This window comes from Promicromonospora sp. NPDC057488, assembly GCF_042802395.1.
Lineage (GTDB): Bacteria > Actinomycetota > Actinomycetes > Actinomycetales > Cellulomonadaceae > Promicromonospora.
In genome coordinates this window covers 1-20880 of the sequence record NZ_JBHVEG010000053.1, presented here as the reverse complement: position 1 = coordinate 20880, position 20880 = coordinate 1, and the positions used below count along the sequence as shown (strand labels likewise).

General features: G+C 73.8%; 18 protein-coding genes. 11 read left to right on the top strand and 7 right to left on the bottom strand.

Features of this window, described 5'->3' with window-relative positions; all coding sequences use genetic code 11:
- Positions 1-50: 50 nt before the first annotated feature.
- The 6 genes from ACFU5G_RS13235 (at position 51) to ACFU5G_RS13210 (ending at position 7908) form a co-directional block, all read left to right on the top strand.
- The gene (locus tag ACFU5G_RS13235) at positions 51-728 is read left to right on the top strand and encodes an IMPACT family protein (protein WP_377244904.1); all 678 of its coding nucleotides are present in this window, start codon (positions 51-53) and stop codon (positions 726-728) included.
- An 85-nt stretch (positions 729-813) separates the two neighbouring features.
- Positions 814-2208 (top strand): ABC transporter substrate-binding protein, encoded by a 1395-nt coding sequence (locus tag ACFU5G_RS13230; protein ID WP_377244901.1) that lies wholly within the window; start codon positions 814-816, stop codon positions 2206-2208.
- A 50-nt stretch (positions 2209-2258) separates the two neighbouring features.
- Positions 2259-3182, top strand: a complete 924-nt coding sequence (locus ACFU5G_RS13225; protein ID WP_377244898.1) for a carbohydrate ABC transporter permease — start codon at positions 2259-2261, stop codon at positions 3180-3182.
- Positions 3179-4027, top strand: coding sequence for a carbohydrate ABC transporter permease (locus tag ACFU5G_RS13220; protein WP_377244895.1), 849 nt, complete (start codon positions 3179-3181; stop codon positions 4025-4027). The genes ACFU5G_RS13225 and ACFU5G_RS13220 overlap by 4 nt, the downstream gene beginning before the upstream one ends.
- Positions 4028-4060: 33 nt before the next feature.
- The gene (locus tag ACFU5G_RS13215) at positions 4061-5437 is read left to right on the top strand and encodes a Gfo/Idh/MocA family protein (protein WP_377244892.1); all 1377 of its coding nucleotides are present in this window, start codon (positions 4061-4063) and stop codon (positions 5435-5437) included.
- A complete protein-coding gene (locus ACFU5G_RS13210) occupies positions 5434-7908 on the top strand; it encodes an alpha-N-acetylglucosaminidase TIM-barrel domain-containing protein (protein WP_377244889.1) in 2475 nt (824 codons plus the stop codon). The genes ACFU5G_RS13215 and ACFU5G_RS13210 overlap by 4 nt, the downstream gene beginning before the upstream one ends.
- A gap of 191 nt (positions 7909-8099) precedes the next feature.
- Here the strand turns inward: ACFU5G_RS13210 and ACFU5G_RS13205 are convergent, their stop codons facing one another.
- From ACFU5G_RS13205 to ACFU5G_RS13195, 3 genes are read right to left on the bottom strand one after another with little or no spacing between them, the layout of a single operon-like run.
- The gene (locus ACFU5G_RS13205) at positions 8100-9506 is read right to left on the bottom strand and encodes a UTP--glucose-1-phosphate uridylyltransferase (RefSeq protein ID WP_377244886.1); all 1407 of its coding nucleotides are present in this window, start codon (positions 9504-9506) and stop codon (positions 8100-8102) included.
- A 10-nt stretch (positions 9507-9516) separates the two neighbouring features.
- The gene (locus tag ACFU5G_RS13200) at positions 9517-10137 is read right to left on the bottom strand and encodes an L-threonylcarbamoyladenylate synthase (RefSeq protein ID WP_020015275.1); all 621 of its coding nucleotides are present in this window, start codon (positions 10135-10137) and stop codon (positions 9517-9519) included.
- A 10-nt stretch (positions 10138-10147) separates the two neighbouring features.
- On the bottom strand, positions 10148-11158 hold the full coding sequence (locus tag ACFU5G_RS13195) for a threonine/serine dehydratase (protein ID WP_377244883.1): 1011 nt from the start codon (positions 11156-11158) through the stop codon (positions 10148-10150).
- 95 nt (positions 11159-11253) lie between these two features.
- Between ACFU5G_RS13195 and ACFU5G_RS13190 the strand changes: the two genes are divergently transcribed.
- Both ACFU5G_RS13190 and ACFU5G_RS13185 read left to right on the top strand, forming a co-directional pair.
- Complete coding sequence (locus ACFU5G_RS13190; protein ID WP_020015273.1) at positions 11254-12174, top strand: LysR family transcriptional regulator; 921 nt, start codon at positions 11254-11256, stop codon at positions 12172-12174.
- 59 nt (positions 12175-12233) lie between these two features.
- Complete coding sequence (locus ACFU5G_RS13185) at positions 12234-12692, top strand: VTT domain-containing protein (RefSeq protein ID WP_377244880.1); 459 nt, start codon at positions 12234-12236, stop codon at positions 12690-12692.
- Between the two features lies 1 nt (position 12693).
- On the opposite strand, the gene ACFU5G_RS13180 is transcribed toward ACFU5G_RS13185, so the two are convergent.
- The gene (locus tag ACFU5G_RS13180) at positions 12694-13266 is read right to left on the bottom strand and encodes a DinB family protein (protein ID WP_377244957.1); all 573 of its coding nucleotides are present in this window, start codon (positions 13264-13266) and stop codon (positions 12694-12696) included.
- A gap of 32 nt (positions 13267-13298) precedes the next feature.
- Positions 13299-14183, bottom strand: a complete 885-nt coding sequence (locus ACFU5G_RS13175; protein WP_377244877.1) for a class I SAM-dependent methyltransferase — start codon at positions 14181-14183, stop codon at positions 13299-13301.
- Between the two features lie 140 nt (positions 14184-14323).
- Between ACFU5G_RS13175 and ACFU5G_RS13170 the strand changes: the two genes are divergently transcribed.
- Positions 14324-15391 carry a hypothetical protein gene (locus tag ACFU5G_RS13170; protein WP_377244875.1) on the top strand — a complete coding sequence of 356 codons (1068 nt, stop codon included), beginning with the start codon at positions 14324-14326 and terminating at the stop codon, positions 15389-15391.
- A gap of 15 nt (positions 15392-15406) precedes the next feature.
- Here ACFU5G_RS13170 and ACFU5G_RS13165 read toward each other — a convergent pair whose 3' ends face one another.
- Positions 15407-16369 (bottom strand): DMT family transporter, encoded by a 963-nt coding sequence (locus ACFU5G_RS13165; protein ID WP_377244872.1) that lies wholly within the window; start codon positions 16367-16369, stop codon positions 15407-15409.
- A gap of 360 nt (positions 16370-16729) precedes the next feature.
- Between ACFU5G_RS13165 and ACFU5G_RS13160 the strand changes: the two genes are divergently transcribed.
- Positions 16730-18544: an HNH endonuclease gene (locus ACFU5G_RS13160; RefSeq protein WP_377244869.1), complete on the top strand. Its 1815-nt coding sequence runs from the start codon at positions 16730-16732 to the stop codon at positions 18542-18544.
- A gap of 54 nt (positions 18545-18598) precedes the next feature.
- Here ACFU5G_RS13160 and ACFU5G_RS13155 read toward each other — a convergent pair whose 3' ends face one another.
- On the bottom strand, positions 18599-19450 hold the full coding sequence (locus tag ACFU5G_RS13155) for a pyridoxamine 5'-phosphate oxidase family protein (protein WP_377244866.1): 852 nt from the start codon (positions 19448-19450) through the stop codon (positions 18599-18601).
- A 206-nt stretch (positions 19451-19656) separates the two neighbouring features.
- Between ACFU5G_RS13155 and ACFU5G_RS13150 the strand changes: the two genes are divergently transcribed.
- On the top strand, positions 19657-20880 hold a 1224-nt coding region (locus tag ACFU5G_RS13150), incomplete at its 3' end, for a PLP-dependent aminotransferase family protein (RefSeq protein ID WP_377244863.1).

Here is a 20880-nt window from a genome sequence, read left to right as displayed (position 1 = left end):
AATCAAGGGGAAACGCCGGTCCGGGACGACGTGGTGCGTACCCTCTGACGGTGGACCTCCCCAGCACCATCGCGCGCCCCGTCGACCACGAGCTCGTCATCAAGAAGTCGCGGTTCCTGGCCCACCTCGCCCCGGCCGGCAGCGTCGCGGAGGCCGACGCCGTGATCGCGCGCCTGCGCAAGGAGCTCTGGGACGCGCGGCACCACTGCGTCGCCATGGTGCTGGGCACCCGCGCGGACCAGGCCCGCTCCTCCGACGACGGCGAGCCCAGCGGCACCGCCGGGGTGCCCATGCTGGAGGTGCTGCGCCACCACGGCGTCACCGACCTGGTCGCCGTCGTCACCCGGTACTTCGGGGGCGTGAAGCTCGGCGCCGGCGGCCTGGTGCGCGCCTACTCCGGCGCGGTCGCGGCGGCCCTGGACGACGCCGCCGCCTCCGGCGCCCTGCTGCGCCGGGAGCTGCTGCGCGAGGTCGAGGTGCCGGTCCCCCACGCCGACGCCGGCCGCATCGACAACATGCTGCGCGACTGGGCCTCCGGCCACGGGTCGGTCATGGAGCCGCCCAGCTACGGCGCCGTCGCGCACCTTCGGCTCCTGGTCCCGGCTGACGAGCTGGCGGCCCTGGCCGCGGACGTCGCGGCCGCCTCGGCGGGCGCCCTGTCCCCCGAGGTCGGCGACGCTCGCGTCGTCGACGTGCCCGTACCGGCGTCCCCGGCGCGTCGTCCTTGACTGGCCACGTACCTGGGTGAATTGTCTGGGGCACCCAGTACGTGCCCGCAGCACACAGCCAGGCCCGCACCGTGGAGGACCGATCATGCACCGTCGCATCCGCCCGTCCGTCGCCGTCGTCGCACTGACCGCCACCACCGCGCTCCTCGCCGCGTGCGGGGCGCCCGCGCAGGAGTCCACCGACTCGATCACCTTCTGGACGCCGCAGTCCACGCCCGAGCGGGTCGCCGCCCAGGAGGCCGTCGCGGAGGGGTTCACGCAGGAGACCGGCATCGAGGTCGACGTCGTCCCGCTCGCCGCGGCCGACCAGGACCAGGCCCTGGTGACCGGTGCCGCCTCGGGCGAGGTGCCCGACGTGATCCTCGCCGGCGCCTCGCAGGTCACCTCCTGGCAGTCCCAGGGGCTGCTCGACACCGACGTCGTCCATGAGGCCCTGGACACGCTGGACCCCGCCACGTTCAACCAGAACGCGCTCGGCGCGGTCACGGTGCAGGACTCCGGCGAGAGCACCGTCGCCGCCGTGCCCAGCGACGGCTGGGTGCACCTGATCGCCTACCGCACCGACCTGCTGGAGGAGGCCGGCGTCGAGGTGCCCACCACGGTCGCGGAGCTCGCGCAGGCGGCGACGGCCGTCAAGGAGGAGCTGGACATCACCGGCATCGCCCTGGGCACCCAGTCCGGCACGGCGTCGGGCACCGAGGGGATCGAGTCGATCTTCCAGTCCGCGGGCTGCAGCCTGGTGACCGACGGCGAGGTGGCCATCGACTCGCCCGAGTGCGCCGAGGCCGCCGGGTACTTCAAGGAGCTGCGCGACTCGTCGGTCGCGGGCGACTACGACGTCGAGTCGGCGCGGGCCGCGTACCTGGCGGGCGACGCCGCGATGCTGCTGTTCTCGACACACATCCTGGACGAGCTGGCGAACCTGGACGAGGCGGTGCCGCCGTCGTGCCAGGAGTGCGGCGACGATCCGGAGTTCCTCGCGAAGAGCTCGGGGTTCATCACGGTGCTGGAGCCGCCCAGCGGCTCGGCGGACGAGGCGGCGCAGTTCGGCGCCACGCTCGCCTACGCGGTGCCCGCCCACGCGCACGCCGACGAGGCGCGCCAGTACATCGAGTACATGCTGAGCACCGGCTACGCCGACACGCTGGCCGTGGCCACCGAGGGCCGCCTCCCGCTGCGCACCGGCACCCCTGAGAACCCCACCGAGTACCTCGACGCCTGGGGCGGCCTCGGCTTCGGGCCCAAGGTCGAGTCGTCGGTGGCCGAGGTGTACGGCGACGACCTGGTGACCGCCATGGGCGAGGGCATGGACGCCGTCGACCGGTGGGGCCAGGGCACGCCCGACGCGACGCTCGCGGGGCTGGTCGCCACGCAGGGCACGCTGGCGCAGCAGCTCGACCCGTTGTACAGCGGCACCGACCCCGCCGAGGTGACGCGGCAGATGGCCGCGGAGGTGACGGCGCTGCAGCAGGACCAGTGAGAACCGCGCGCGTGCCGGCGCCCCGGACGGGGGTGGCAGCCGGGACGAGGGTGGCCACCGGGCGAGCCCGCCGGGAGAACCGCTCCGGTTGGCTGCTCATCTCGCCGTCCCTGGCGGTCGTGGCCCTCGTGGTGCTGCTGCCGTTCGCGCTCGTCGTCGTGTTCGGCTTCTCCGAGATCCGGCTGGTCGACATCCCGTTCCTGGGCACCGAGCCGATCGAGTGGTCGCTGGACAACTTCGAGCGTGCCATGGCGTCGCAGGCCTTCTGGGGCGCCCTGTGGACCACGGTCCTGTACGCGGGCCTGACGGCGGCCGGGTCGCTCGCCGTCGGGCTGGCGCTCGCACTCGCGCTGCGCCGGCCGTTCCGCGGGCGCGGCCTGGTGCGGGCGCTGCTCCTGGTGCCGTACGTACTGCCCGTGGTGGCCGCGGCGACCATCTGGAAGACGATGCTCAACCCGCAGTACGGCGTGGTGAACGCGTTCGGCCGCGCCTACCTCGGGTGGGACACGCCCGTAGGGTTCCTCAGCACCACCTCCGCCGAGGTCTGGGGCGTCCCCGTGCCGGTCGCGCTGCTGGTGGTGGTGCTGTTCGACATCTGGAAGTCGGCGCCGCTCGCGTTCCTGTTCCTGACCGCGCGGCTGCAGGCGGTGCCCGGCGAGATCGAGGAGGCCGCGGCGCTCGACGGCGCGGGGCGCCGGCAGACGCTGCGGTTCATCCTGCTGCCGCAGCTGCGGGCCGTGGCGCTGCTGCTCCTGCTGCTGCGGTTCATCTGGTCGTTCCAGAGCTTCGACGACGTCTACCTGCTGACCGAGGGCGCCGGGAGCACCCAGGTCATGGCCATCAAGGTCTACACCGAGCTCGTGACCAAGGCCGACATCGGCAGCGCGGCGGCGTTCGGGCTGCTGATGAGCCTGATCCTGGGGGTGCTCCTGGTGGGGTACGTGCTGCTGTCCCGGCGGACGGAGGAGTCATGAGCGGCGTCCGGCCCACCCGCGGGGCCCGCGCCGGCCGGGCCGTCGTCGTCGCGCTCGCGCTGCTGTGGTCGCTGGGGCCGGTCGCGTACGGCGTCGTCCTGTCGATGCGGCCGTACGCCGAGGTGACGCGTGACCCGCTGGGGCTGCCGACGGGCCTGGACCTGTCCGCGTTCGCCACGGCGATGCGCGACGAGGCCGACGGCGGGTTCGGGCTCGGGCGGTTCGTGCTGAACTCGCTCGGCGTCGCCGTCGGGACCGTGGTCGTGAGCATCGTGGTCTGCGTGCTCGGCGCCTACGCGGCCGCCCGGCTGCGCTACCGGGGGCGGGCCGTCACGAACGGCATCATCCTGGCGGTCTACCTGTTCCCGGGGATCGTGCTGGCGGTGCCGAAGTTCGTGATCCTGTCCAGGCTGGGCCTGACCAGCTCGCTGGTGGGGCTGCTGATCGTCTACGTGGCGGCCACCGTGCCGGTCGCGCTGTACATGATGCGGAACTTCTTCCTGGCGCTGCCGGCCAGCGTCGAGGAGGCGGCGATCATGGACGGCTGCACGCTGGGCCAGCTCCTGACCCGCGTGGTGCTGCCGATCGCGGTGCCCGGGGTGGTGGCCACCGCGATCTACGTGTTCATGATCGCCTGGAACGAGTACTTCTACGCCCTGCTGTTCCTGGTGCAGCACCGCGACCTCTGGACGGCGCCGCTGGGCATCGCGCAGCTCGGCGACTTCCAGGTGCCGGTCACGGTGCTGCTGGCCGGGTCCATCGCGGTGACCGTGCCGGTGGTGATCATCTTCTTCCTGGCCCAGCGGTACATCGTCTCCGGGCTGGTCCAGGGGGCCGAACGATGAGGTGTGCCCGATGCTCCTGAGGAGGACCGCACCATGAACCAGCCCCTGCGCCTCGCCGTGCTCGGTGCGGGCGGACGCGGCGCCGACGCCTACGGCCGCTGGGTGCGGGCGCACCCGGACCGCGCCCGCATCGTCGGCGTGGCGGACCCGGTGCCGGCCCGGCTGGACGCCCTGGCCGGCACGACGGCGGCCCGCTACCCCGACTGGCGCGGCCTGGTGGCCGACCTCGCCCACCTGCGGCCCGACGCCGTGCTCGTCGCCCTGCCGGACGCGCTCCACGTCGCGGCCGCCGCCGAGGTGGCCGACGCCGGGCTGCCGATGCTGCTGGAGAAGCCCGCCGCGCCGACGCTCACGGGGCTGACCGACCTGGCCGGCGTGGTGCGCCGGACGGGCGCCCGGGTCGCCGTCGGGCACGTGCTGCGGTTCGCGCCGTTCTGGCGGGCCGTGCGGGCCGTCGTCGCGGCGGGATCGCTGGGCGACCTCGCGACGATCGAGGTGCGGGAGAACATCGGGTTCTGGCACTTCGCGCACTCGTTCGTGCGGGGCAACTGGCGCAACGCCGCCGAGTCCAGCCCCATGGTGCTCGCCAAGACGTGCCACGACCTGGACCTGATCCGCTGGCTCGCCGGGGCGGCGCCCCGGACGGTGTCCAGCGCGGGGTCGCTGCTGCACTTCCGTCGTCAGAACGCACCGGCTGGCGCCCCGGAACGCTGCACCGACGGCTGCCCCGCGGCGGCGGCCTGCCCGTTCTACGCGCCGAGGTACTACGTGGACGCCCTGCGCGACGTCATGGGCCACCCCGTGACGATGCTCGGCTCCGACCTCTCCCCCGCCGGGAGACTCGCGGCGCTGCGGCGCGGGCCGTACGGGCGCTGCGTCTACCGCTGCGACAACGACGTCGCGGACCACCAGCAGACGCTCCTGGAGTTCGGCTCGGGGCTGACTGCGACGCTCACGGCGAGCGCGTTCACCGCGGAGAACACCCGGCATCTGACGATCACGGGGACGCGGGGGCAGCTGCACGGGCACATGGATTCCGGCGAGATCCGGGTCGACCTGTTCTCGCCGGCGGGGCGGTTGCCGGTGGGGCTGCCGGCCGGTGTCGAGGTGGTGGCCTCCGGTGTCGCCGGGCCCCTGGGGCACGCGACCTGCACGCTGGTCGCCCGTGCCGACTCGGTCGCGGCCGACCACCGGGGGCACGCGGGCGGGGACGACGCCCTGATGGACGCGTTCTGCCGCGCCGTGGTGGACGGCACCGTCGGGACCGGCGAGCTCTCGTTCGCGACGGCACTGGACAGCCACCTCATGGCGTTCGCCGCCGAGAAGTCGCGCACCGGGGCGGGCGTGGTGGACTTTCCGGCATGGACGGAGACGGCGCTGGGGCAGGTGGGGTCGGTGGGGCCGGCGTGACGGACGAGCCACCACCGGGCGCGGGCGGCACCGAGGCGGGCGGTCCTGATGACAGCGGTCCTGGGGCAGGCCCGTGGCCGGGCGCGTCGTGGGCCGACGCCGTCCGCGGCGTCGCGGAACGTGCCGGGCTCGATCCCGCACTCGTCCGTGTCGAGCCGTTGCCGGCCGGGTGGACGAACGAGACGGCCGAGACGCCTGCCTCCGGCCAGATGGCCGCGGCCGACTATGTCGCGACCGGTGGGCGCGTGACGATCCGCGCGTCGGACCCCGTCGCCGCCTCGGTCGCCCTCGCCCGCTACGTGCGGGCCTACCTGGACACACGCCTCACCTGGCAGCGACCGTGGCTGGGGGCGGGACCGCAGGTGCGCACGGGCCCCCTGCCCGACGCGCCCCGGACCGCTGTCTCGACGCCGCACGCCGTGCGGTACTACCTGAACGTGGTGACCTACGGGTACTCGACGCCGTTCTGGGGCTGGGACCGCTGGGAGCGCGAGATCGACTGGATGGCGCTGCACGGCGTCACGCACCCGCTCATGCTCGTGGCGCACGAGGCAGTGCTGGCCGAGACCTTCCGCCGGGCCGGGCTGCCCGACGCCGAGGTGGCCGAGTGGATCGGCGGCGCCGCGCACTTCCCGTGGACGTTCATGGGCGGCATGCATTCGTTCGGCGGCCCGCTGCCCGCCCGCTGGGCCGAGCGCCGCGTCGACCTGGCCCGGCGCATCCTGGCGCGGATGCGTGAGCTCGGCATGACGCCGGTGCTGCCTGGGTTCGGCGGGCACGTGCCGCCGTCGCTCGCCGGCGCCGGCCCCGCTTCCGACGGGAACCGCGCGGACGACACGGACCGCGACCCGGACTCCTACGACGAGATCGAGTGGCAGGGCTGGCGCATCCCGCTGCTGCACCCGGAGTCGGAGCGGTTCCAGGACCTGCACGCGACGTTCGGGCGGGTGCAGCGCGAGCTGCTCGGCCCCGGGACGGGGTTCTACGCGGTGGACCCGTACATCGAGTCCGCGCCGCCGTCGGACGACGTCGACCACCTGCGCTCCGCCGGCCGCGGGATGTACCGCGCGCTCGCCGCGGCGGCCCGGGACACGGGGGAACCCGAGCCGGTCTGGGTGCTACAGGGCTGGCCCTTCCACTACAAGGGTGCGTTCTGGACGCCGGACCGGGTGGCCGCGTACCTGGGCGACGTGCCCGTCGACCGCACGCTGGTGCTGGACCTCTGGGGCGAGCACGTGCCGCTGCACACCGCGCTGCTCGCCGACGGCGCCCCGCTCGCCGGGCGGCCCTGGGTCTGGTGCGCGCTGCACAACTTCGGCAGGCGGCCCGCGCTGTTCGGCGACCTGGCGGGACTCGTCCGGGACGTGCACACACTGCCCGACGGCGTGCCGCACCTGCGCGGCGTCGGCCTGGCCCCCGAGGCGATCGAGAACAACGAGATCTTCTACGAGCTCGCCACGGACCTCGCCTGGGACGACGCCCCGCACTCCCCCGCCGGCCTCGACGCCTGGCTGGAGAGCTTCGTGCGCACCCGGTACGGGCTCACGGGCTTCGGGGCCGCTGGCGACCCGGTGCAGGAAGCCGCTCACGGAGCGCTACGCGCTTGGCACACTATTTACTCTACGCTCTACGGTCCCGGTCGCACCCGCTCGATCCCGACGCCGGTCATCGCCCGGCCCTGGAGCGCCGGCCTCCCGTTTCCGGCCCAGCGCAGCGCCGGCGAGGCGATCTCGGGTCCCCAGCCGCCCACGCCGTCGTCCAATGTCGACGCCGAGAACGACCCCGCGATCGAGGCGGCCCTCCCCCGCCTCGCCGACGCGGTGCGGGACCTGACGGCGGCTCGGGCGCTGCTGTCCCCCGCGAGGTCCCGGCAGACCCGGTCGACCGACGGCGGGGTGGGTACGGCCGGGGGTGTCGGCTCTGGTGGTGTCGGCTCCGGGGGCGTCGGCCCTGGTGGGGACGACGATGCGACGGTCGACGTCCTCTACGCGGACATCGCCGACCTGACCGGGCACGTCCTCGCCCAGGGCACCCGCGTGCACGTGCGCGGCATCCTCTCGGCGGCGCGGGCCGGGAACCCCGACGGCGTCCGCGAGCACATGACCCGCCTGCGGGCCGACCTGCTGGAGCTCGACGAGCTGGCCGCCGTCCGCCCCGAGAGCCGGGTGAGCACCTGGATCGACGCCGCCCGCGCCTGGGGCGACACCGCAGCCGAGCAAGACGCGATGGAGCGCGAGGCGCGCAGCCTGGTCAGCGTCTGGGGCGGACAGCACAACGGCCTGCACGACTACTCGGGCCGGCACTGGCACGGCCTGGTGCGCGACCTCTACCTGCCGCGGTGGCAGGCCTGGGCCGCGTGGGTGGCCGCCGCCGCCGGGGCGGGGCCGGTGCCCCCGGATGCCGACCCCACGGCGCTGCGCGATCGCATCGTCGCGATCGAGGAGACCTGGCGCTCCACCACGTCGGGCTGACGCCCGCCGAGCGGTGCGGGACGCCCGCCGAGCGGCGGGACGGGCGAGCGGCGCGGGACTCCGACCAGCGCGGTCGGTAGAACGGCAGGTAGTCGGCCGCTCGAGGTGCCGATCACCTGACGTTCTACCGACCGCCTGACGTTCTACCGACCACCAGCGCAGCCCGCCAGCACGCCAGCACGCCAGCCCGATCAGAACCCGTCCGCGCCGATCGTCGCGCCGTCCGGCACCGTGCCGCCGTCGCCCGCGAGCGCCGCCTTGCCCTCGGCGCGCACGCCCGACCCGAAGGTCCAGTCGCCGCGCACGGTGAGCGAGTCGGCGTCGCGCAGGGACGGCGCACCCGCGGCGAACCGCTGCGTGAAGCCGTCGATGAGCTTGTAGTGCGACTTGTCGAGGTCCACGAGCGGCGCGGGCGCCTGGGCCTCGAGCAGGTAGTCCGGCGTGAGGGTGTACACGTCGGAGCGCAGCACCAGCAGGTCGTTCGTCGTCTTGACCGGCAGGAACCGCGACCGCTCCACCTCGATGGCGGTCGCGCCCTCGAAGACGGCCACGGCCGCGCCCATGGCGGACTCGATCTGCACCACCGCGGGCGACGACGAGTCGGACGGGTCGACCGTCTTGTCGTTGCGGATCAGGGGCAGCTCCAGCACGCCGCCCGTGCGCTCCAGCTCGTCCGCGAGCGCCTGGAGGTCGAACCAGAGGTTGTTCGTGTGGAAGAACGGGTGGCGGGTCGCGTCCAGCGAGGCGGCGGCGTCGTCGGGGTGGGTCTGCGCGGTCTCGCGCTGCACGATGCGGCCGTCGGCCTTGCGGACGACGAGCTGGCCGCCCTTGACGTCGGCGGGCGTCTTGCGGCAGAGCTCGGCGGCGTACGGGGCGCCGGAGGCGGCGAACCAGCCGGCGATGGTCGCGTCGGGCGTGGCTCCGAGGTTGTCGGAGTTGGAGACGCACATGTAGCGGAAGCCGGCTTCGAGGAGGGCGACGACCACGCCGGAGGCGTGCAGCGCCGGGTAGAGGTCGCCGTGGCCGGGCGGGCACCACTCGAGGTCGGGGTCCTGCTCCCAGGTGACGGGGGTGAGGTCCGAGGCCAGGAGCTTGGGCTCGCGGTTCTGCAGGAAGTCGACGGGCAGGCCGTCGACGGCGATGTCGGTGTACCGCTCCAGGGCGGCGAGCGAGTCGTCCCGCGTGCGGAAGGAGTTCATGAACAGCAGCGGGAGGCGCGCCCCGGTGGCCTGCCGGGCAGCGCGGACCTGGCCAACAATGATGTCGAGGAAGGTGAGCAGCTCGCCCTCGCCGTCGGGCGCCTCGCGGACGGGCAGGAGCGACTTGGCCTGGTCCATGCCCATGGAGGTGCCGAGCCCGCCGTTGAGCTTGAGCATGGCGGTCTGCGCCAGGGCGGCGGCCGCGGCGTCGTCGCTGATGGTCAGCTCGGCGCGGTTGGGGATGTCGACGAGGGGGTCGATGTCGGTCTCACGGATCAGGCCGGTCTCGCCGGACTCCAGCAGGTGGTAGAAGCGCGTGAACGTCTCGATCGCGGCGGGTGCCACGCCTGCCTGGGTCATCTTGGTGCGGGCCTGCTCGAGCCCGGTGGGGTCGGTCATGACCCCCAGGCTATTCGAAACGGGCGGGGTCGCCGGCACCTTCTCGAACCACCTGTGGATAACCGTCGGACCAGTCGACGACCGTCGTCGGCTCGGTCCCGGCGTCGCCGCCGTCGACCACGGCGTCGAGCACGTGGTCGAGCTCCTCCTTGATGGTCCAGCCGTCGGTCAGGGGCTCGGCGTGGTCGGGCAGGATCAGGGTGGAGGACAGCAGGGGCTCGCCGAGCTCGCGCAGCAGCGCCTGGGTGACGGCGGAGTCGGGGATGCGCACGCCCACGGTCTTCTTCTTGGGGTGCGCGAGGCGGCGCGGCACCTCGGCGGTGGCGGGCAGGATGAACGTGTAGGGCCCGGGCGTGGCGGCCTTGATGGCCCGGAACGCGGAGTTGTCGAGCTTGACGAGCTGGCCGAGCTGGGCGAAGTCGGCGCACACGAGGGTGAAGTGGTGCTTGTCGTCGAGCCGCCGGATGCCGCGGATGCGGTCCGCGCCGTCGTGGTAGTCCATGCGACAGCCGAGCGCGTACGAGGAGTCGGTGGGGTAGGCGATGAGCGCGTCGTCGCGCAGCATCGCGACCACCTGCCCGACCGCGCGCGGCTGAGGGTCGACGGGGTGGACGTCGAAGTAGCGGGCCATGCGGCCGAGCCTAGTCGGGCACGGGTCCCGTAGCGCGCGCCAGGGCGCGCCGCAGCTCGTCCGCGCTGGCGTTCCCACCGGTGCAGACGACGCCGACGCGGCGTCCGGCGAACCGCTCGGGGTCGGCCAGGACGGCGGCGAGCGCGGCGGCCCCGGCACCCTCGGCGACCGTGTGCGCCCCGGTGAGGTACAGCTCCTGGGCGAGGGTGATCTGCTCGTCGGTGACGAGCACGAAGTCGGCGAGGTGGCGGCGCATGAGGGCCTGGGTGACCTCGAACCCGCAGCCGACGGCGAGCCCTTCCGCGCGGGTGGTGTTCGCCCGCTCGACGAGGGCGCCCGAGTGCCAGGAGTCGTGGGCGGCGGGCGAGGCGGCGGACTGCACGGCGATCACCTCGGTGCCGGGCGCGACGGCGGCCGCGACCAGACCCGCGGCGGAGGCACCCGAGCCGCCGCCGACGGGGACGACGAGCACGTCGAGGCCCGGGGCCTGCTGGAACATCTCGAGGTACAGCGTGCCGACGCCGGCGATGATCGCGGGCTCGTTCGCGGCTCCGACGAGCCGCGCCCCGGAGGCCTCGGCGAGCGCGGTGGCCCGTGCCCGGGCGTCGTCGAACGTGGCGCCCTGCAGCAGCACGTCCGCGCCCTGGTCGAGCACGGCCCGCAGCTTGACGGGGTTGGGGTCGTCGGGCATGACGATGGTGCACGCGGTCCCGGTCAGCCGGGCGGCGTAGGCGACGCCCTGCGCATGGTTGCCGGTGGAGTAGGCGACGACGCCGCGGGCCCGCTCGGCCTCCGTCATCCCGAGCAGGAGGTTGCTGGCGCCGCGGGCCTTGAAGGCGCCGGTGCGCTGCTGGTTCTCGTGCTTGACGACGACGGCTTCGGCGCCGGCGGCCCGGGTCAGGTCCGGGTACTCCCCCACGGGGGTGCGCACCACCATGCCGTCCAGGCGCGACTGCGCGGCGAGCACGTCGGCGATCGTGACGTCGGGACGGGTCTCGACCGGGGCGGGTGCGGCGATCATGAACCCAGCGTGACCCGCCCATGACCCATAGGTCCAATACTTGTTACTTCGACTTTCGATCGATGGGGCCTATCTTTCTGCGCTAACCTGGAGGCATGACCGCAGAGCTCGACCTCACCCGGCTGCGCGTCCTCGCGGCGGTCGCCCGTACGGGCTCCGTCACGGCCGCGGCCAAGGAGCTGCACTACGCGCAGCCCTCGGTGAGCCACCACCTGTCCCGCCTGGAGGCCGACGCCGGCATCCCGCTGCTGCAGCGGCACGGCCGCGGCGTCCGCCTCACCGAGGCCGGGCGCCTGCTCGCGAACCGCGCCGAGGAGATCCTCGGCCGCGTCGAGGGCGCGCGCCGCGAGCTCGACGCCCTGGCCGGCCTGCGCGCCGGACGCGCCCGCCTGGCCGCCTTCCCCTCGGCGCTCGCCACCCTCGTGCCCGACGCCGTCGCGCGGCTCGTGCAGGAGCACCCCGGCCTGTCCGTGGGGCTCGTCGAGCACGAGCCGCCGGACGCCGTCGCCGCCCTGCAGTCCGGCGCGGTCGACGTCGCGCTGGTGTTCGAGCACATGGACGTGCGCCATGCCCGCTCCATGGACGACCTGTCGCGGTTCGAGTCGACGACGATCCTCGACGAGCAGGTCAACCTCGTCACGGCCGCGGACCTCGACGCCGCGCCCGGCCCCGGCGTCGTCCCCGACCTGAAGGCCCTGGACGACGCCGACTGGATCGCGGGCTGCGAGCGCTGCCGCGCCGACATGGTGGCCCGCTGCGCGGCCGTCGGCTTCGCGCCCCGGATCGCGTTCGAGACCGACGACTACGTGGCCGTGCAGGCGCTGGTCGCCGCGGGCGCGGGCGTGAGCCTGCTGCCCGGCCTCACCCTGCTCGCGCACCGGCACCCGGGCATCGCCACCGCTCCCCTGCCGGGCGCCAAGCGGCGGGTCATGGCCCTTACCGTCGGCCCGCCCGCGCCGCCCGCCGAGGCCCTGATTCGGCAGCTCGTGGCAGCAGGCGCTAACGTCCCGGTGTGACCCCGGCCACCCGGCCGGTCCCCTCCAACTGACACACCTCCTGAGGACAGACCGGCCTGATGCTCCTGGTGTCCACGTTCCTCTACTCGGCCGGTGCCGCGGTCGCGGCGTTCATGGCGCTGGAGGTCTACCTCGCGGCGGCAGCCGCCGACCAGACCTACCCGAGCGTCGTGCTGGCCGCGGTCGCCGCCGTCGGGCAGGTCCTCGGCAAGCTGCTCTGGTACTGGGCCGGCGCCGGGACCACACGCCTGCCCTGGCTGCGCAGCAAGCTGGAGTCGCCCAAGGTCGCGGCGGCGATGGCCCGCTGGCGGGAGCGCACCGACGGCCGCCCCGTCTACCTCGGCCTGGTGCTGCTGTGCTCCGCCTTCGCCGGGCTCCCGCCCTTCATGGTGATGTCCGTGGTGGCGGGCATGCTGCGGGTGCGGATGTGGCTGTTCCTGAGCACCGGCCTGGTCGGCCGGTTCCTCCGGTTCTGGATCGTGCTCGAGGCCGCGGACTACGCGTGGTTCCTGCTCTGACTCAGAGGTCGGTCGCGCCGTCCAGGGCCTCGCGCAGCAGGTCGGCGTGGCCCGCGTGCCGGCTGTACTCCTCCACCATGTGCACCAGGATCCAGCGCAGCGTGATGCGCCCGCCGTGGCCCGCGTGCGCCGAAGATCGTGCGACCTCCTGGTCCAGGCCCGCGCCGACGACCTCGTCGAGGATCCGCTCGGAGGCGGCCACGGCGCCGTCGAACAGGGCGACCAGCTGCTCCGGGGTGTCCGCGAGGGCGCTGTTCCAGTCCCAGTCGCGGTCCGCGGACCAGTCCACCGTGTCCCACGGCGGCGCGGGCTCGCTGCCCCGCAGGCGGACCGAGAACCACTCGTCCTCGACATAGGCGAGGTGCTTGAGCATCCCGGCCAGCGTCATGGTCGACGGCGGGTGCGGCGTGCGCAGCTGCTCCGCCGTCAGACCCGCGCACTGGCGCCGGATCGTGGCCCGGTAGAAGTCGACGAAGGACCGCAGCATCGTCACCTCGTCGGCGGCGACCGGCGGGTCGGTGCGCTCGATCCGGTCGATCTCGGCGCGGGACCCGGGGCTGATCTCGGTGCTCATGGTGCTCTCCGTGCTCGTGCCGTTTTCGGTGCTCATCGTGCGACCGTACCGATCGCCAGCACGTGCTGGCTCATGTCCGTGACCCCGGGCGTCGTCGACAACGCACGGGCGAGGGTGAGCGCGGCGTCGATCAGCGCCGGGGCCTCCGGGGCGTCGAGCGGAACCCGCTCCAGCGCCCCGCCGGCGGGCCCCTCCACCCCGTGCACGACGACGTCGGACAGACCCGCCTCGGTCGCCTCCCCCAGGAGCTCCGCGGCGTCGTGGAAGTGCGCCGCCGGGAACGGGATGTCGGACGGCGCCGCGCCGTGCTCCAGGATCGCCTGCCAGGTGGGCGGCCTGAAGCCCTCGTAACCGCCGCCGACCAGCGCCGCGAGCCGCGTGATGCCGGCGGCGACGACGGTGCCGCCCGGCCGGGTCACGCGTGCGGCCTCGCGCAGCGCACGCAGCCGGTCGTCGCGCGCCGCGAGGTGGTAGAGCGGGCCGAGGAGCAGCACGGCGTCGAACGTGTCGTCGGCCAGGTCCAGGCCCGGCGCGGCCAGGTCCCGCGCGTCGCCGACCCGCGCCGCGAAGGTGCCGTGCTCGGCCGCGCGCGCGACCTGCTCGGCGACCGGGTCGACCAGCAGCACGTCGAAGCCGTCCGCGGCCAGCGGTGCGGCGTGCACGCCGGTGGCGCCGCCGACGTCGAGCACCCGCGCGCCGGGCGCGAGACGCCGTCGGACAAGCTCCTGGGTCCGGAGGCGCTCCAGCGGGCCCTGCGCCGAGCGGGACGTGAGCCGCGCGTGCTCGTCCCAGCCGGTCAGGCCCGCGTAGTACTCCTGGACCCGCGCGTCGAGCGCGAGCTGGCCGCTCGTGTGCCGGCCACCGTGCTGCCCGTGGTGCTGCCCGCCATGCTGTCCGTCGTCGTCGTCGCTCACCATGGCGCGACGGTAGCGACCGACCTCGCGGGGTCGCCAGGTGTTTCCGGGAGGAAAACATTCGGGTGAAACGGACGAGCCGAATCGTTACATATCCAGTACGCCCCTTTTGCTCGGAGTGTGAGCATGGCAACATTCGCCAGGTGCACCTGATCCGAGAATTCGCACCTGACGCCTACGAGTTCGCGCTGTCGTCCTGGTCGTGGATAGGGACGGGTGACAAGACCCCGCGCTTCGCCTCCTGCTTCGGCGACCTCTTCCTGGAGTCGCACGACGGCTGGTGGTTCCTCGACACCGTCGAGGGCACGCTGGAGCGCCGCTGGGGCACGATGGAAGAGATGTTCGCCGACCTCGAGACCGAGGACGGCCGCGCCGAGTACCTCCTGGAGGAGACGCTCAACGCCGCCCTCGGCCAGGGCATGCGGCTCGGCGACGACGAGGTCTTCGCATTCCTCCCGCCGCCCGCGGTGACGGGCACCATGTCGGTGGACTCCCTGGCACCGCTGCGGTTCGCCATCGCGGCCAACCTCGCCGGGCGCATCCACGGCGAGCTCAACGGCGTGCAGCCCGACGCAGGGGCGTCGGCGCTTTTCGCGGCGCAGAACCAGGTTGCTCAACAGGCCGCTCAGAACCAGGCTGCTCAGAACCAGGCGGCACAGGGGCTGACCGGGGCGACGCCGTCGTTCGACTCGCCGAACCCCCCGGCCGACCTGTGGCAGCCGGCCGCGCAGCAGGTGAACACGGGCGCCTACCCCGCGTACCAGCCGGGCCACGACGCACGGCAGGCGGCGGCGTACCCCGCCGGATACCAGACCGAGTACGCGGCCGGGGCCGAGCTGGACTACCGGAGCGGGCAGCAGGGCTACGACCCGGGGGCCTACGGCGCCGGGGCGGGCCAGGGGTCGTACGGGGCCGCACCCGGTTCGCACGCCGCCGGGGCCGGTACCGGTACCGGCACCGCAGGGGCGCACGCGGCCGGCGCGCCGGATTCGTCAGGTGCCGCCGCTGCGCCTCGGGGATACGTGCCGGCAGGTCCCGACGGGTACCGCACGTACGACTACGAGGACAACGCCCACACGCTCGACTCGGGCCAGTTCAGCCAGTACATCGCGGACCAGTACAACACCGGCCAGATGTCCGCCGTCGCCCACGAGACGCCCGTCCCGGCGCAGCCCAGGCTGCGACAGGACGGGCGTCGGTCTTACGCCTGAGCTGCTGAGCGGCGGCTACCGGTCCGGGCTGGGTTCGATCGGACTGGGTTCGGCCGGGCCGGGGTGGTCCGGCCCGGGTTCGTCCAGGCCGGCCACCGCGGCGAGGATCAGGACCGACCCGGCGATTCCCGCCGGCCCGAGCCGTTCCCCCAGCACGACCGCCGCGGCGACGGCCGCCGTCACCGGCTCCACCAGGGTCGCGACCACGGCCGCACCGCTGCGGGTGCTGCGCAGACCCGCGTAGAAGAGCCCGTAGGCGAGGGCCATCGTGAACACGCCGAGGTAGGCGAGGGTGCCGAGCGCCGCCAGGTCGCTCGTGACGAACGGTCCGCCGCCGGCCAGCGCCACCGGGACCAGTCCGACGGCGCCCGCCGTCGTCGCCACGGTGGTCAGGGCGAGCGGGTCGACGACGGGCGACGCCAGCAGCGTGCCGCCCAGCGCCGTCGTCGCGGCGTAGACCGAGCCGGAGGCGACGGCCAGCAGCAGGCCGAGCACCGGCCGGCTCCCGACGGCGTCGGCCCCCGAGGCGGCGCTGACCAGCACCAGCCCGGACAGTGCAGCGGAGACGACCAGCCCGAGGCGCAGGGTGCTGCGCGACGGGGCGGTCCGGCGTCGGGCCCGGACGAGGTCCACCCCGGCGAGGAGGACCGGGGCGAGGCCCAGGCTGACGACCGTCGCGACGGTGACGCCCGCGGTCGCCACGGAGCCGAAGTAGAGCGCCTGGTAGGCGCCCGTCCCCAGCCCGACGACGACGGCGCGCACCGGGTGGGCCCGGACCAGCGCCAGCAGCTGCGGCCCCCGGCGCAGGACGAACGAGGCGGCGACCAGCACGAGGGCCGCGATCAGCATGCGGTAGGCGCTGACCGTCAGGACGGACATCGACGAGTGGTCGCGGAGGATTTCGAGGGCGAGACCGCCGGTGCCCCACAGGACTCCGGCGAGGCAGACGAGCAGCAGCCCGATCCGAGGTGATGACATGTTGTGCTCCTGGCCGGGCACCCGCAGGTCCCGACCTGTTCCGAGGGGTTCCGGAGAGCTGGCCGGAGCTCACGACGAAGATGCCGAGGTCCGTCAGGCGTCCGGGAGGGAAGACATCTCGGAGCACGCCGCAGGACCAGACCCGCGTGGGCTGGTCGTGGTGCCGCTCCGGTCAGACGACCGGGGGCGGCAGGACGGAGAAGTTCGGAGTCACGATCGGGATGCTAGCAGCGGTGACCGGGCGCGCAGGGCGTTGTCCACAGCTTTGGATCTGGGGATGCGGCTCGCTTGCCTCGAACATATATTCGAGGCATCAGCGATGCTTGAGGATGATGGGCTGGACGAGTCAAGGGGGCGGGCGTGAACGAGAACCTGAACATGAGCGCTGGGCCTGTCACGGCCGTCGAGCGGTCGTTGCTGAGGCACACGACGGCTGGTTCGCACACGCTTCCTGGCGCCGTCGCTCCGTGCCTGAGCTGGACCTCACTCCCGCCGGACGGCAGGGGGCCGGCGCCTGAGGTCGTTGTCACCTGGACCGGGCACGGCGGAGCCACCCGTCCGACGACGACGGACCCTGTCGGCGACCCGGCCGGGCAGGTCGGTGCTGCTCTGCCTGCCGAGCTGTCCGACCTGTGCACGCTGCCCGTCGGTGCGGGCCTGGTGGCCGCGCTGACCGCGGTCGAGGTGGCGGACACCAACGACGGGGACCTGGTCGATGTCGCTGCCCGGTGGCAGGACATCATCTCCTGGGCCACCGCCATGCAATCACGCGCCACCGGCGAGATCGCCCGACGACGCGGCTGGACGGCCGAGCACAACGCCGCAGCAGCCGAGATCAGCGCCCGCCTGCGCATCCCACAAACAGACGCGAACAAGCTCATGGCCCGCGGAACCGGCCTCGCAGAACACCCCCAGGTCATGAACGCCCTGCGCGACGCCACCCTCGACACCGCCAAGGCCGACATCCTGCTGCGCGCCGGCAACCCCCTGACCGTCGAGGAACGCGACCAGGCCATCACCCGCTACCTCCCCCAAGCCCCCGACCACACCCGCCGCTGGCTCCGCGACAAGATGAACCAGTACGCCACCCGGCTGCACGGTGCGACGGAGGTGACCAAGCAGGCAATGACCCGCCGCGCCGTCTATCTCGACCCCGCCGACAACTCGATGGCCTGGATCAGCACCAACCTGCCCGCCGCCGACGCAGCTGTCCTCTGGGACGCCATCGAGCAGGCCGCCCACGCCCTGCGGCGAACACCCGGCACCACCCGCACCCTGGCCCAAGCCCGCGCCGACGCCCTCGTCGCCCTGACCACCGGCCGGATCGTCGTCCCGTCACTACCCGAGTGCGCCCCCGACGACCCCGGCGACCACAGCACGCGGAGTGCTGGTGAGCAGACCATGCCCCGCACCACCGTGCCCGCCACCGGATGCGCCTGCGGAGGCTGTACCTGCGGCGGAACCGCGATACGGGTCATCACCGTCCGACCGCAGATCCGCGTCACCGTCCCCGCCACCATGCTCCTCGGCCTCGACAACACCCCCGGCCACCTGGACGGCTACGGACCCATCCCGGCCGAGACCGCCGCCCGCATCGCCACCGACGCCACCTGGCAACGCCTGCTCACCGACCCGGTCACCGGCATCCTGACCGACTACTCCACCACCGCCTACCAACCCGGCAAGATCCTCCGACAAGCCGTCACCGCCCGGGACCAGACCTGCTGCTTCCCCCAGTGCGACCGACCCGCCCACCACGCCGACCTCGACCACATCGATCCCTACGACCACCAGCTCGACCCCACCGCCCAACCACCAGGAACACCTGGACAGACCCGCGCCACCAACCTGCAGCCGCTGTGCCGCGGCCACCATCTGGCGAAGACCCACCACGGCTGGGACGTCACCCGCGACCCCGACACCGGGAACACGACCTGGACCGCTCCCACCGGACACACCCACACCCGACCACCCACCCAGACCGGCCCCACCACCGACCCCGCTGACCACAGGTACGCAGACACCAACATCACGAGCCTTGCTGAGGACGTTCGCCGGCTCCTCGGACGGCGAGCCCCGGACGGCCGGACGAACACCCGGGCCCCTGCCGACAATCACGACACACACGACACGGCCAAAGCCCACCGGCCCGATCCCGGGGAACCGCCGTTCTGACCACCCGGCGCGCCGTCCATCGCCTCGCTGTCCTGCCCCTCGCGAAACTGCCCGTCACCCCTCGTCGTCACCGCTCAGCTCAGCGGCGCGGCGGAGCACGAGCTCGGGTACGGAGTCCGTGACGTAGTCCTCGGTGAGGGGCGCCGACGTCGTCCGGCGCACCGGCACGACGCCGGCCCATCCGTCGAGCTCCAGGTCGCCCGGTTCGAGGGTGGCGCCACCCTCGCGCTGCTTCATGGAGGCCTCGGCCAGCGGCAGCGCGATCACGACGGTGGCCGCGAGCTCCTTGCGGGTCGCCGGCCGCAGCGTCGCGGACCGCCCGGGCACCATGTGGTCCACGACGAGGTCGAGCGCACGACGCCGCTCCTCGGGGTCGGTCACCCTCCGGGGCCGCCCGATCACCACCGCCGACCGGTAGTTCATCGAGTGGTGGAATCCCGTCCGCGCCAGGACCAGGCCGTCCAGCTCCGTGACCGTGACGCACACGTCACGCTCGAGCGCCGGGGCCAGCCATCCCGCCGCGACAGAACCGTGCAGGTAGAGCGTGCCGCCGTCGTCAGGCCCCTCGGGGTCCACGCCGAACGCGGTCGGCAGGACGACCGGGTGCGCACCCGCCAGCACGCCGAGGTGCACGATCAGCGCGTCGGACAGGAGCACCATGAGCCGGTCACGCTCGTCTACCTGGCGGTTGCGGCCACGGGTCGGCGTGGTCCGATCCGTGGGCGAGAGCGGAGCGGAGGACGGGTCGAGCGCGGTCGAGCCGGCTCCGACCGAACCAGCCGCGTTGGAACCAGCCGTGGCCGAGGATGCTGTGGGCGCACCGGGCGCTGCCAGGTCGGACGTGGCTTGAACGGGTGCATCGTGACCGGGTGCGTCCGGCCCCGGGGTGAGCTGCTGCGTCGTCATAGGGCTAGCCTGGGCCTGGAGTGGCTGGTGGACACGAGCCAGTTCGGCATCAGTTGAACAGGCCACTCACCTGCGGACCGGTCCGGGCACGCCGTCTGGCTCCAGCCTCACCGAACCAACCGACTCCCGCCCGGACCCAGCCCGACCCGACCCGACCTGACCTGACCCGGCCTGACCCGGCCCGACCCGACCCGAAAGCAAACCCAATGCTCCCGGTCCGCCTCGACCGCACCCGCCCCGAGCCCCTCCCCGCGCAGCTCGCCGCCGCCGTCCGCGCGCTCGTGACCGACGGCACCCTCGGCACCGGCGACCGCCTCCCCTCCAGCCGCGCGCTGGCGGCCGACCTGGGTGTGGCGCGCGCCGTCGTCGAGCAGGCGTACGACCAGCTCCTGGCCGAGGCCTGGGTCTCGACCCGGCACGGGGCCGGCACGTTCGTGGCGTCCGGGGAGACGCTCCCCGCGCACCCGCCTCCCCCGCGGCCCGCCGTCCAGCCGCCCCGGTACATCCACCTGGACGCCGGCACGCCCTGGATCGACCCGCGTCATCTCGCGGGCTGGCGCCGCGCCTGGCGGGAGGTCTCCACGGCCACGCCGCCGCGGGGCTACCCGGACCCGAGCGGCCTGGCCGAGCTGCGCGAGGCCCTCGCCGAACGGCTCGCCCGCACCCGGGGCCTGACCGTCGCCCCGGACGAGATCCTGCTGACCAACGGCTCCACGGACGCGCTGCGGCAGCTGCTCGGTGTGCTCGGCCCCGGCGACGTCCTGGTCGAGGACCCCGGCTACCGGGCCGCCGTGGAGACGGTCCGCATGTCGGGGCGCGACGTCGTCGACCACCCCGCGCTCGCGCCCGTCACCGACCTGACCGGGTGCGCCGCCGCGTACGTCACGCCGGCGCACCAGCACCCGCTGGGCCGGGTCATGCCCGCCGCGGACCGGCTCGCGCTCCTGGCTGCCGCCCGGGCCGTGGGCGCCGTCGTGGTCGAGGACGACTACGACTCCGAGTTCCGGTACGACGTCGCCCCCGTGCCCGCCCTCGCGGCCCTCGACCGGTCACAGGTCGCCTACGTCGGCACCGCGTCGAAGTCGGTCAGCCCGAGCCTGCGGCTCGGCTGGCTCGTCGCGCCGCCCGAGGTCCACGAGCGACTTCTGGACCGCCGCGCCATCACGCACGACACGCCGCCCTGGGCGAGCCAGCGTGCCCTGCTCACGCTGCTCCGCGACGGCTGGGTCGACAAGGTGGTGCGCACCGCGCGCCACGTCTACGCCGACCGGGCGCCCCGGGTCGCCGCCGCGCTGGGACCGCACGCCGCGCTCGCCGGGCCGCTGGCCGGCATGTACTCGACCTGGCACACGAGCCCGGCGGCGGCGCTGGCGGCGCGGACCTCTGCCCGCGCCGCCGGGTTCGACGTCCGGCTCCTGGCGGACTACTGC